We start from the raw sequence: 12,324 nt of genomic DNA on the forward strand, positions 1-12,324 counted from the left end.
TGCCGTCTTCTTAGACGTACACGGATCACCCCCCATGAAGACCTTCTCGGCCAAGCCCGCCGACATTGAGAAGAAGTGGGTTGTGATCGACGCGTCCGGCCTCGTTGTTGGCCGTCTCGCGACGATCATCGCCACCCGCCTCAAGGGCAAGCACAAGCCCATCTACACCCCGCACGTGGATTGCGGCGACAACGTCGTCGTCGTGAATGCGGAAAAGGTCGTCCTGACCGGCCGCAAGCGGGACGACAAGGTTTACTACCACCACACCGGTTTCCCGGGCGGTATCAAGGAGCGGACCGCGAAGTTCCTCCTCGACGGCCGTTTCCCGGAGCGCGTGGTCGAGAAGGCCGTGGAGCGCATGCTCGCCCGTGGCCCGCTGGGCCGCAAGCTCATGGGCAATCTGCGCGTCTACAAGGGTCCGTCCCATCCCCACGAGGCCCAGCAGCCCGAGGCGCTGGACGTGGCGGCCCTGAACCGGAAGAATGTGAGGAACTGACATGGCCGAGGTTCTCCAGTCCCTCGAAGGGCTCGACGCCCTGAAGCCGCAGGCTGCCGAGGCGCCCAAGCCCGTCCAGAAGCTGGACAAGTATGGCCGCGCCTATGCCACCGGCAAGCGCAAGGACGCGGTCGCCCGCGTGTGGGTTCGCCCCGGCACCGGCAAGATCACCGTGAACGACCGCACCCTCGAGGTGTATTTCGCTCGCCCGGTGCTGCGCATGATCATCCAGCAGCCCTTCGCGGCTGCCGCCCGCAGCGGCCAGTATGATGTGGTCTGCACCGTGTCCGGTGGCGGCCTCTCGGGGCAGGCCGGCGCGCTGCGTCACGGCATCTCCCGCGCGCTCACCTATTACGAGCCCGAGCTGCGCGGCCCGCTCAAGAAGGGCGGCTTCCTGACCCGCGACAGCCGCGTGGTCGAGCGCAAGAAGTACGGCCGGGCCAAGGCTCGCCGAAGCTTCCAGTTCTCGAAGCGCTGATCGCGTTCACACGTGTTTGCGTTCGGAAAGGGCGGGCCTTTTGGGTCCGCCCTTCTTTTTTGTTGGTGCTGCCGATATGGTCTTGCGCCGTCGTCTCGGCGGCGTATCGGTTCCACCCGATGATACTTGATCCCACCGCTCTCTGGCCGCTGGTTTTGCTGATCGCGTGTCTGCTCGGCGCCACCATGATTCTGGCCTGGTGGCTGACGCCGGGAGAGCCGGCGCTAGGCATCTGGACGTTGGCGGTTTTCAGCATCACGCTTGGCCTCACCTTCGTCGTCGCGCGCCCGCTGCTCCCCGAACTGGTGTCGATTCTTCTCGGCAATGGACTTCTCCTTGCCGGCTACGGAATGCTTTGGTCGGGTATGCGCCTGTTTGACGGGCGCCCGATGCGGCTCGGCTGGGCGCTGCTGCCGATGCTGGTCTGGCCGATCTTCTGCCTGGTGCCGCCCTTCAGCGAGTCGGTGCCGCTGCGCTATCTTGCGGTCAGCTTCTTCATCGTCATCCTGTTGGGGCTGACGCTTCGGCAGCTCTGGCGCAACCCGGCAGCCGCGCTGCCCGCCCGGCAGGTGGTGCGGCTTCTGATACTCGGGATGGTGGTGATCGCCCTTCTCCGATTGCCGCTCGCGGGCGAAGTCGGTTCCGGCGACAGGATCGTTCTGTTCACGGCGCCGCAATTCGGCTGGCTGCCGATGTTCACGCTCGGCGTGGCGATTGTGATGACCTTCGCCCTCGTCATCATGGTTCGCGAGCGCGCGGAGATGGCGTTTCGCAGCGCCTCCGTGCTGGATGAACTGACTGGGCTCCTGAACCGCCGCGGTTTCCTTCAGGAGGCCGTCCGCACCTTTCCGGCGCAGGGGCCGGTCGGCGTGCTGATGATGGATCTTGACGGCTTCAAGCAGGTGAATGACCGCCTGGGCCATGCCTCCGGCGATCGCGTGCTTATCATTTTCGCCCGTGTGCTGCGGGAAAATCTACGCCAGCTCGACGTGCCCGGGCGCCTTGGCGGCGAGGAGTTCGTCGCATTGCTGCCGGGCATGGGGCTCGGCGATGCCGGGCGCGCCGCGGACCGGGTGCGCCGTGCCTTCCTCGACACCATGCAGGCGGAGCTGGCAGAGCTCGATCCCGGCGGGCTGCTGCGAGCCGGGCGCGCGCAGCCGATGTCGGTCAGCATCGGCGTCTCGGCCACCGACCGTCCTGCCGCCGGTCCGGACGTGCCGCTTGAGCCGCTGCTGCAGGCGATGATCGCCCTAGCCGACCGCGAACTCTATCGCGCCAAGGACAATGGCCGGAACCGGGTGGAACTCGCTGTGTTCGACCCTCGCCGCGCCGATTCCGTCGCGTGAGGCGGCATGGAAAAGGGGCGCCGTGGCGACGCCCCTTTCCTCGATCTGCGAGATGAAGTCGGGCGCGCGGCGCCCGGACCGCCGCGTCAGACGGAGTAGTACATCTCGAACTCGACCGGGTGCGGCGTCATTTCGAAGCGCGCAACCTCGGTCATCTTGAGCTCGATATAGGCGTTGATGAAGTCGTCGTCGAACACGCCGCCCTTCTTCAGGAACTCACGATCCTTGTCGAGCGAGGACAGAGCTTCGCGCAGCGAACCGCACACCGTCGGGATCTTCTTCAACTCCTTCGGCGGCAGGTCGTACAGATCCTTGTCCATCGCCGGGCCGGGATCGATCTTGTTCAGGATGCCGTCAAGACCGGCCATCAGCAGCGCAGGGAAGGCGAGATAGGGGTTCGCGCCCGGATCGGGGAAGCGGACCTCGACGCGCTTGGCCTTCGGCGAAGTGGTGTAGGGGATGCGGCAGGAGGCCGAGCGGTTGCGCGCCGAATAGGCGAGCAGCACCGGCGCCTCATAGCCCGGGACCAGGCGCTTGTAGGAGTTGGTCAGCGGATTGGTGAAGGCGTTCAGCGCCTTGGCGTGCTTGATGATGCCGCCGATGTACCACAGGCAGTAGTCCGAAAGGTCGGCATATTTGTTGCCGGCAAAGAGCGGCTTGCCGTCCTTCCAGATCGACTGGTGCACATGCATGCCCGAGCCATTGTCGCCGAACACCGGCTTCGGCATGAAGGTGGCGGTCTTGCCATAGATGTTGGCGACCTGGTGGATGCAGTACTTGTAGATCTGAAGGTGGTCGGCCATCGTGACGAGCGGGCCGAATTTCAGGCCAAGCTCGTGCTGGGCGGACGCGACCTCGTGGTGGTGCTTCTCGACCTTGGCACCCATGCGGGCCATGGCCGCGAGCATCTCGCCGCGCATGTCCTGCGCGCTGTCGATCGGCGGAACGGGGAAATAGCCGCCCTTGGTCTTCACTCGGTGGCCGAGGTTCCCGCCTTCATATTCGGTGTCGAAATTGGTCGGCAGTTCGATCGAGTCCAGCTTGAAGCCGGTGTTGTAGGGATCGGCCTTGAAGCGGACGTCGTCGAAGATGAAGAACTCGGCCTCGGGGCCGAAATAGACGGTGTCGCCGATGCCCGTGCTCTTCAGATAGGCATAGGCCTTCTTGGAGATACCGCGCGGGTCGCGGTTATAGGGCTCACCGGTCGTCGGCTCCAGGATGTCGCAGACGACCGAGAGCGTGGTCTCGGCAAAGAACGGGTCGATGCAAGCGCTGTCGAGGTCCGGCTGCAGGTGCATGTCGGACTCGTTGATCGCCTTCCACCCGGCGATCGAGGACCCGTCGAAGGCCTGACCCTCGGCGAAAAAGTCCTCGTCCACCATCGTGATGTCGAAGGTGACATGCTGCCACTTGCCGCGCGGGTCGGTAAATCGCAGATCGACGTATTTGACGTCCTGATCCTTGATAAGCTTGATGATGTCCTTGGCCGTCGTCATCAGGGTCGTACCTTTCTTATGCCGCCCGCAGCAGGGCGGATGGTTCCCGAACAATGGACGTCCGGGAGCCTAAGGCCGACATTAGATGGCGTCGACCCCCGACTCGCCGGTGCGGATGCGGATCGCTTCCTCGATGTTCGAAACGAAAATCTTGCCGTCGCCGATCCGGCCCGTCTGGGCGGCGCGCCGGATGGCGTCGATAGCGGTATCCACCATCTCGTCGCCGACGACCACCTCGATTTTTACCTTCGGCAGGAAATCAACCACGTATTCCGCGCCGCGGTAGAGCTCGGTGTGCCCCTTCTGCCGGCCAAAGCCCTTCGCTTCGGTCACGGTGATGCCCTGAAGGCCCACTTCCTGGAGAGCTTCCTTCACCTCGTCGAGCTTGAAAGGTTTGATGATGGCCTCGATCTTCTTCATTTCATCCGTTCTCCCTGACTCGACGTCCGTCAGCCCGATCGAGCCGTTCCATCAGAAAGCAGAACCCGTGCCAAGCTCGGTATTCTGACCCCTGCGATCGTTCGACGTCCGGCTGTCGGAAACTCCGTGCTTTGCGGCCGATGTCTGCGACTATTACCCATGTCGGGCGAACCTGTCTTCACATGGCAGCTGCGTGCGACGATGAAAAAAGGGGCGGTATGATTAACGCATTGGCGCCGCCGGTTCCTGTGGTTCCGGTTCGGCTGCGAATCCATTGGGCAACTGCGCGTAAAATGGCGTCGTTTCCCTTCGGCGACGTCGGTCGTTGGGGCAGGACATGGACATTCTGACGCCGCGGCAGATGCAGCGTGCCGACGCTCTCGCCATTGCAGGAGGAACAAGTGGCCTCGCCTTGATGGAGCGCGCCGGAACCGCCGTCGCGGATGTCGCGGCACGCCGCCCACTCGCCACGCGCATCGCCGTGTTGTGCGGGCCGGGCAATAATGGCGGCGACGGTTTCGTTGCCGCGCGCGTGCTGACGCAACGGGGTTATCGCGTCGCGCTTGGCCTGCTCGGCTCGCCCGATGCGCTGCGCGGGGATGCCGCGGCAATGGCGGAACGTTGGCGCGGAGAGGTGATTCCGGCGGCGCGGGTCGATCTTGCCTCGGCGGACGTCGTCATCGACGCTTTGTTCGGTGCCGGACTGGCGCGTGATCTCGACGGCGAAGCGGCCGCTCTGGTCGCGGCGCTGAACGCTGCCCGCAAGCCGGTCCTGGCCGTCGACCTGCCCTCCGGCATCGACGGGACGAGCGGGCAGGTGCGGGGCGTGGCGGTGCGAGCGGAGGAGACCGTCACCTTCTTCCGCCGCAAGCCGGGCCATCTGCTTCTTCCGGGTCGCATCCATTCCGGGCGGGTGCGCGTGGCGGATATCGGCATACCCGAAGCGGTGCTCGGCGACATCGACGCCCGCACTTTCGTGGACGAGCCCGAATTGTGGCGCGACGCTTTCCCCATTCCGCGCATCGATGGGCATAAATATGAGCGCGGCCATGCACTTGTCGTGAGTGGCTGGCTTGAAACCAGCGGCGCCGCGCGCCTTGCTGCGCGGGCCTGCCTGCGAGCGGGAGCGGGGCTTGTGACCGTAGCGTGCCCACCGGATGCGCTGCCGGTCCATGCGGCGAATCTCTCGGCGATCATGGTGCGGCGGGGCGGCGAGGCAGGGGAGATAGCCCGCCTGCTGGAAGATTCCCGCTTCAACGCGCTCGTGATCGGTCCCGGCGCCGGGGTGGGGAAGGAGACGCGGGCGAAGCTGCAATGTGCCGCCGGCCGGCGTCTCGTCATCGACGCCGATGCGCTCACCTCCTATGCCGGTGAACCGGAGGCGCTGGCGCAGCTGATCGCGCTGGGCGACGCGGCGATCTTGACGCCTCATGACGGCGAGTTCTCTCGTCTTTTCAGGGGAAAAGCGGAGGTTATTCAACCGCCGTCGAAGCTCGATCGGGCCCGTGCCGCGGCGCGGTTGACGGGTGGCGTCATCGTCCTCAAGGGCGCCGACAGCGTGATAGCGTCGCCGGATGGGCGCGCCGCCATTGCCGCCAACGCGCCGCCCTGGCTGGCGACGGCGGGGGCGGGGGACGTGCTTTCAGGCATCTGCGGCGGCCTGCTCGCCCAATCCATGCCGGCCTTTGAGGCGGCCTGTGCTGCCGTTTGGCTGCATGGGGCTGCGGCGCGGGAGGCGGGACCGGGGCTGGTGGCGGACGATCTCGTCGAGGCGCTGCGTCCGGTCTACCGGCGCATCTACGAGGAGCGCGGGGCGACGGAATGAGGCGGTCCGATGAGTGCAGTGAGGTGGACGATGAGTCCAACCCGTCCTCCGATGCGCGTCGTGGCCGCTCCAGCCGCGCCGGGGGGCCTCAGGGCCGGGTGCATTTTGGACTGGCGCTGCGTCGGCACCGTGCTATAAGCCCGCACCCGGCCGGCGGCACGTATTTCGTGTGTCCGTGGCCCGGCTGTCCCGGAACCGGGGCGGCGCTGGGCCTGAGGCGAGTGCGGGCGTGGCGGAACTGGTAGACGCGCTGGATTTAGGTTCCAGTGACGAGAGTCGTGGGGGTTCGAGCCCCTCCGCCCGCACCAGAGGCCACCGCGACCCCGTTCCGCAGGCCAAGACCATCCATCGAGGGCGGCATATGCGTGGCGCTCTCGCAAACGCATATCAATAAGCCGCCGAGCGGCAACGAGACGAAGGCCGACACCGATGCAGGTCACCGAACTTTCCGCCGACGGGCTGAAGCGCGAATTCCGCGTTGTGGTCCCCGCCGCCGAACTCGACGCCAAGGCCAATGCCCGCCTCGCCGAGCTCAAGGACCGCGTCCGCATCAACGGCTTCCGGCCCGGCAAGGTGCCGGTCGCGCATCTGAAGCGCCTCTATGGCAAGTCGGTGCTCGCCGAGGTCATCGAGCAGGCCGTCACCGAGGCCAACTCCAAGATCGTCGAGGACAACGGCTTCAAGCTCGCCATGCAGCCCAAGGTCGAGCTGCCGCAGGACGAAGCCGCGGTGAACGAGATCGTCGACGGCAAGGCCGACCTCGCCTACACCGTGGGTATCGAGGTTCTACCGGCGATCGAGCTGGGCGATTTCTCGTCCATCTCGCTGGAAAAGCCGGTGCTTGAGGTGGCCGAATCCGAGGTCGACGAGACCATCGAGCGCATCGCCCAGGGCAACCGCCCCTACGCGCCGAAGGATGGCGCCGTCGAGAATGGCGACCGCGTCACCGTTTCCTTCGTCGGCACCATGGACGGCGAAGTCTTCGAGGGCGGCTCGGCCGAGAACATTCCGGTCGCGGTCGGTTCGGGGAGCTTCATTCCCGGCTTCGAGGAGCAGCTCATCGGCCTGAAGCAGGGCGAGACCCGCACCGTCAACGTCACCTTCCCGCCGAACTACGCCGCCGCCAACCTCGCCGGCAAGGACGCCTCCTTCGAGGTGACCGCCGGTCAGGTCGAGGCGCCGGGCGAACTGGCCATCGACGGCGAATTCGCCAAGAGCCTCGGCCAGGAGAGCCTGGAGAGCCTCAAGGAGCAGGTGCGCGCTCGCCTCGCGCAGGAACACGCCGGTGCCAGCCGCAACAAGGTGAAGCGCCAGCTTCTCGACGCGCTGGACGGCCTGCACCAGTTCGAGGTGCCGCCGACCCTCGCTGCCCAGGAGTTCGACGGGATCTGGAATTCGGTGCGCGCCGAGATGGACGCCCAGAAGAAGACCTTCGAGGATGAGGGCACCACCGAGGAGGCCGCCCGCGCCGACTACACCAAGATCGCCGAGCGCCGCGTGCGCCTCGGGCTGGTGCTGGCCGAGATCGGCGAGAAGAACAACGTCCAGGTCAGCGACGACGAGGTGACTCGCGCCGTCGTGGAGCGCGCCCGCCAGTTCCCCGGACAGGAACAGCAGGTGTGGGACTATTACCGCCAGAACGCCCAGGCCCTCGCCAGCCTGCGCGCCCCGATCTTCGAGGAGAAGGTCGTGGACTTCCTGATCGACCAGGCCAAGGTCACCGAGAAGCCGGTTTCCAAGGAAGAGCTCTACGCGGAAGACGAGGCGGACGAGAAGACCGCCGCCTGAGCTGTTGCTTCCCCTTCCGACAGACGCAACGCCCCGCCTCGTGCGGGGCGTTTTGCGTTTGGGGGGTGAGCTCGGCCGCATCGCACTGGCCCCTTCGATACGGGCCGACTTTACCCGGAACGATGTCGCCGGTGCGATGTTGCGGCTAGACCCCGATCTCTGAATCGCTGATCTGGATTCTCCCGGAACGTCTTATGATAACAGGTGTTTCTGGCGATCTGGCGTGCAAAAAAGAACGTCCTTTCGCAAAAAGCCCATGCGCGTTTCCCGGTTTTTGGTCGCTGGCGGAAGAGCGGATGTCCTCATCGTACCGGTCCGTGACTGTCCGTCTCCGGGCTGCACCGCGCCCGGGTCGGATGCACCGTGGTGCACTGTCGTCTGCCGTCGAAACGCTCCCGATCCTTGCATAAACGCGCCGGTCGCGAACAGGCTCGTCGTGCCGTTCAGCCGGCGGCCCGGCGCAAGCGCCGCGTTCAACCGTGCCTGTGACCGGCGGATGTGGCGTCAGGAGGAGCGCTGGCCGGGTGTGCCGGCCTTGATGAGGGAGCGTTGCCCTGTCGCCCCGCGTTCCGCGATCGCTGGCCAAGGCTGCATCGGGTGAAGGCGCGGGGTTCCGTGCATCGTGACCGACGCCGATTCCGGCCGAGCACGCGGGCGGCGTCTCCCATCGGCCGTGAAGAGGAGTGGGGTCGTCGAGATGGTCGTCATATGGTCGTCACCCGCTCGTGCCACCAGCGGCGCCTTCCGCCGTCCAGCCCCGGAGCAACCCCGATGCCCCTTTCCATACGAACCGCAACGGCCGCCGACGAAACTGCCGTCGCCGCGCTGTGGCGCGGCTGCGGGCTGGTGGCGAGCTATAACGACCCGGTGGCCGATTTCCGCTTCGCCTGCGCGGGCGCCTGTTCCGACGTGCTGGTGGGCGAGGCGGCGGGGCGCGTCGTCGGCAGCGTCATGGTGGGCCATGACGGGCATCGCGGCTGGCTCTACTACGTCGCCGCGGCGCCGGAGGCGCGCGGGCAGGGTGTCGGACGCGCCATGGTGCGCGCGGGCGAGGCGTGGCTGAAGGCGCGCGAGGTGGTCAAGGTGCAGCTTCTCGTCCGCGAGACCAATACCGCCGTGGTCGGGTTCTATGAATCGCTCGGCTTTGCGGTCGCGCCGCGGGTGGTGATGAGCCGGTGGCTGGAGGAACCCGCTGGCGCTATGGCTCCCTGATCCGGTGCCCGCCCGGCTGCCGGCGCCGAGCGAGCATAGGTCGCCGTTTTCATCCGCGTCGGGCTTGTCTCATCCGCGTCTGCCTCGGCGCCGGTTCAGGGACGCGAGCGGCCATGCACGGCGCGGAATGGCACGGCACGCGGGACAAGACGGCGTCTGGACTGAGGCGGGCTGTCGAAGCGCACGATCCGGGCCTTCATTCGGGCCTTGCGATGCGCGTCGGCCGGGATGACGCGCGGCGGGCAGGCGGGCAGGCGGGCAGGCGGGCAGGCGGGCAGGCGGGCAGGCGGGCAGGCGGGCAGGCGGGCAGGCGGGCAGGGCCCCTGTCTCACCGAGACGGCGGTGTGCCGCCGTTCGATCCCGCCAGCAGCGCCCGCAGATCGCCGCCGCTGGCGGGAAGGTCGGCAATGCCCGCGGCCCGGGCCGCAGCGAGATCGGCGGGGGCGAGCCCCACCGCAACGCTGCGCGCCGCATCCACCCGCCAGTGCCGCATCAGGTCCGGCAGCATGGCGGCGGCGGCGTCGTGGGCCCGCAGGGCGGGCAGGAAGCGGCTGTCGTCGAGGCGGGTGCCGATCGTGGCGAGGTCTTCGGCAAGGCGCGCCATCAGGGCCTGATGGTCATCCTCCGAGGCGTCTGCCCCCGCCGGCCCTTCCGCCAGCACGAAAACGTAATGCCCGGCCTCATTGGCGGCGCGGATCGCCTCGCGGGCGCCCGGCGTCCACTCTAGCGTAGGCCCCGTGCCCGCCAGCAGCGCGTCGCGGGCGAGGAAAAGCGCCGGCCGTTCCGCCATCAGCCGGGCGGCGTCCGCCTCGGCGCCGGGGCGGGCGATCTCGATGAAGGGCGCCTCGAAATCGGCGACGCCGATCAAGCCCTCGTCGACGAGATCGGGCACCACGTCTTCCATCAGGCTGCTGCTCGGGGTGAGCCGCGCGGCGATCGCCCGGCGGAAGGCACCGGCGCCGGCGGGCATGAAGACCGGGCCGGCATCGTCGTCCTCGTCCTCGTCCTCGTCCTCGTCATTGTCCTCCTTGGAGGCGGCCTGTTCGGGCTCGTGCTCGTCCTCCGCCTCCATCGCGCTCATGAGCGCCGCGAGTTCGTCGGGGTCGAGGTCGAGGGAATCAAGGTCCAGCTCCTCGAAAGCGAGCCCGGCCTCCTCGGTCACCTGCCGAAGCGCCAGAACGCCGAGCTGGTCGGGTCCCTCGCGCAGCAGGCGGGCGAGCTCGGTGAGGGGAATGTCGAACCAGCTCTGGCCGGAGAGCACGAAGAAGCTGTCGTCCAGCGCCTCGCGCACCTGCCACAGCGCTCCACCGGTGCCGGCGGCTTCCGGCGCGGCGGCGATAGAGACGCTCAGGCCGAGCCGGGCGAACACCTCCTCGCGTGCGGCGAAGTCCCGCAGCGCCGCATGATCCGGCACCGCGACCAGCAACACCCGGCGCACCCCCTGTCGGGCGAGGTCGGCGATGACGCGCTCCAGGAAGGCGATGCCGGCGACCGGCGTCAGGGTGGGAGGCGTGAGCGTAGCGGGCACGGCGCTCCCCGCCGCCACGCCGGAACTGCCGAAGCCGTCGCACAGGATCACGCATTGCTCGATCATCAGGCTCTCCGGCATCAGGTTCGGTGGGCTGGGCACTTTGGAAGGCGGACAGGCAAGCATGAGGCTGTAGCAAGCCCATGGGGCCGGCGGAAGGCGCACGGGAAAAAGGCGCGGCACCGTGTCCAACGGGAGACGCCCCTTCGGTAAGGGCGATGCATTCATCTTTCTTCAACCGCGCGCCGGCATTGCTGCGCGTGACTCTGTTGCCCGTGCGTCTGTCGCCGGCGAGCCTTGCGCAACCGCGCCGCAATGCCGACATTGTGGCGGCATGCGCGGTGCCGGCTCATCCGGCGCCGCCGCGTGCGGGAAGGGCGGCTCGCCGGGCCGTCCGTTCGACACCGCGTCCCGTCCGCCCCGGGACGCCCTTTCCCACAGGCCGCGCCGTCATGCGGCGAGACTGCGGGAGAGCGGAGCTTCGGGCTGGCCGGGACACGCTTTCCCACTATGGTGGGCACGGGATATGGATTCGCGGGCGACCCTTCCGCCGGCCCGCCGAGGATATGACGATGCGTGACCCGATCGATACCTACATGAATTATCTCGTTCCCATGGTGGTCGAGCAGACCAACCGCGGCGAACGTTCCTACGACATTTATTCGAGGCTTCTGAAAGAGCGCATCATCTTCCTGACCGGGCCGGTCGAGGACGGCATGGCGACCCTCATGGTCGCGCAGCTCCTCTTTCTCGAGGCGGAGAACCCGAAGAAGGAAATCTCGATGTACATCAACTCCCCGGGCGGGGTGGTGACGTCGGGCCTCGCGATCTACGACACCATGCAGTTCATCAAGCCGGCGGTGTCCACGCTCTGCATCGGGCAGGCGGCGTCGATGGGCTCGCTGCTGCTGACCGCGGGCGAGAAGGACATGCGCTTCGCGCTGCCCAACGCGCGAATCATGGTGCATCAGCCGTCCGGCGGCTATCAGGGCCAGGTCACCGACATCCTGATCCACGCCAAGGAGGTCGAGAGCCTGAAGCGCCGGCTGAATGAAATCTATGTGAAGCACACCGGCCAGGACCTGAAGGCGGTGGAAGACGCGCTCGAGCGCGACAACTTCATGACCGCGGATGCCGCCAAGGCGTTCGGCCTGATCGACAACGTGATCGAGAAGCGGCCGGAAGACGTGGCGGCGGCCAAGTCCTGAGGCGGACGCCTGAATCTCGCGCCAAAAGCCTTGCGCCGCACGCGGTTCTGCCGGACATGCGGACCGCGGCGGCGCGGGACTGCGCGTAGGACGGCGGATGCGACGGCCTGGACCGGAAGGCCGGTCGACGCGCTGCGGCCGGGCCGGCGACGTCGCCATGCGCGCCATGAGCGGCTGATCGTCACGTGAGGCCGGGCGGCGCGTGTTTCGAAAGCCACGCGCCATGCCTATATCGACGTCACGGTCGCGCGATGTGCGCCATGCACTTGCGTGCATCGCGGTATCGCGCTTGCATGACACCACCTGAAAGTTTCGGCAGGAGGTGTGACAGGGTGTTGACAGGGCTGATTCTTACCCGTGCAGGGAAGGCCAGCCCGCTTGATCGAGCCGGTGAAGCCATGCTTGGCTAGCATCGGCTGCCGGATCGGGCACGGTTCGACCCCCGGTCGCTGCCTCCTGACAGCCCCGGTTGTCGCGTCACTCCCCTGTTCCGGGGGCCCCGCGGCGGCCTGCGAACGGAGAGGCGG

At 67.1% G+C, this 12,324-nt stretch carries 10 protein-coding genes and 1 tRNA gene; 8 read left to right on the forward strand and 3 right to left on the reverse strand.

Annotation, left to right across the window (positions count from 1 at the left end):
• Positions 1 to 34 precede the first annotated feature (34 nt).
• From rplM to MWN34_RS01465, 3 genes are all read left to right on the forward strand, one after another.
• Positions 35 to 496 carry a 50S ribosomal protein L13 gene (gene rplM, locus MWN34_RS01455; RefSeq protein ID WP_247025850.1) on the forward strand — a complete coding sequence of 154 codons (462 nt, stop codon included), beginning with the start codon at positions 35 to 37 and terminating at the stop codon, positions 494 to 496.
• A gap of 1 nt (position 497) precedes the next feature.
• Positions 498 to 974 carry a 30S ribosomal protein S9 gene (gene rpsI, locus MWN34_RS01460; RefSeq protein WP_247025851.1) on the forward strand — a complete coding sequence of 159 codons (477 nt, stop codon included), beginning with the start codon at positions 498 to 500 and terminating at the stop codon, positions 972 to 974.
• 119 nt (positions 975 to 1,093) lie between these two features.
• Positions 1,094 to 2,320: a GGDEF domain-containing protein gene (locus tag MWN34_RS01465; protein WP_247025852.1), complete on the forward strand. Its 1,227-nt coding sequence runs from the start codon at positions 1,094 to 1,096 to the stop codon at positions 2,318 to 2,320.
• A gap of 86 nt (positions 2,321 to 2,406) precedes the next feature.
• Here the strand turns inward: MWN34_RS01465 and glnA are convergent, their stop codons facing one another.
• Positions 2,407 to 3,816, reverse strand: a complete 1,410-nt coding sequence (glnA, locus tag MWN34_RS01470; protein WP_247025853.1) for a type I glutamate--ammonia ligase — start codon at positions 3,814 to 3,816, stop codon at positions 2,407 to 2,409.
• An 81-nt stretch (positions 3,817 to 3,897) separates the two neighbouring features.
• Complete coding sequence (locus MWN34_RS01475) at positions 3,898 to 4,236, reverse strand: P-II family nitrogen regulator (protein WP_213336271.1); 339 nt, start codon at positions 4,234 to 4,236, stop codon at positions 3,898 to 3,900.
• Positions 4,237 to 4,573: 337 nt separating this feature from the next.
• Between MWN34_RS01475 and MWN34_RS01480 the strand changes: the two genes are divergently transcribed.
• The 4 genes from MWN34_RS01480 to MWN34_RS01495 all read left to right on the forward strand — a co-directional run bounded on the left by MWN34_RS01480 (position 4,574) and on the right by MWN34_RS01495 (position 9,061).
• On the forward strand, positions 4,574 to 6,061 hold the full coding sequence (locus MWN34_RS01480; RefSeq protein WP_247025854.1) for an NAD(P)H-hydrate dehydratase: 1,488 nt from the start codon (positions 4,574 to 4,576) through the stop codon (positions 6,059 to 6,061).
• 223 nt (positions 6,062 to 6,284) lie between these two features.
• Positions 6,285 to 6,369 (forward strand) — tRNA-Leu (locus MWN34_RS01485).
• Between the two features lie 121 nt (positions 6,370 to 6,490).
• The gene (gene tig / locus MWN34_RS01490) at positions 6,491 to 7,849 is read left to right on the forward strand and encodes a trigger factor (RefSeq protein WP_247025855.1); all 1,359 of its coding nucleotides are present in this window, start codon (positions 6,491 to 6,493) and stop codon (positions 7,847 to 7,849) included.
• A 771-nt stretch (positions 7,850 to 8,620) separates the two neighbouring features.
• Entirely contained in the window at positions 8,621 to 9,061 is a 441-nt protein-coding gene (locus tag MWN34_RS01495) for a GNAT family acetyltransferase (protein ID WP_247025856.1), read from the forward strand.
• A gap of 328 nt (positions 9,062 to 9,389) precedes the next feature.
• Here MWN34_RS01495 and MWN34_RS01500 read toward each other — a convergent pair whose 3' ends face one another.
• Positions 9,390 to 10,655, reverse strand: coding sequence for a sugar phosphate nucleotidyltransferase (locus tag MWN34_RS01500; RefSeq protein ID WP_247025857.1), 1,266 nt, complete (start codon positions 10,653 to 10,655; stop codon positions 9,390 to 9,392).
• Positions 10,656 to 11,161: 506 nt separating this feature from the next.
• Here MWN34_RS01500 and MWN34_RS01505 point away from each other — a divergent pair.
• A complete protein-coding gene (locus MWN34_RS01505) occupies positions 11,162 to 11,797 on the forward strand; it encodes an ATP-dependent Clp protease proteolytic subunit (RefSeq protein ID WP_247025858.1) in 636 nt (211 codons plus the stop codon).
• Positions 11,798 to 12,324: the final 527 nt, after the last annotated feature.

Source organism: Ancylobacter crimeensis, from assembly GCF_023016805.1.
Lineage (GTDB): Bacteria > Pseudomonadota > Alphaproteobacteria > Rhizobiales > Xanthobacteraceae > Ancylobacter > Ancylobacter crimeensis.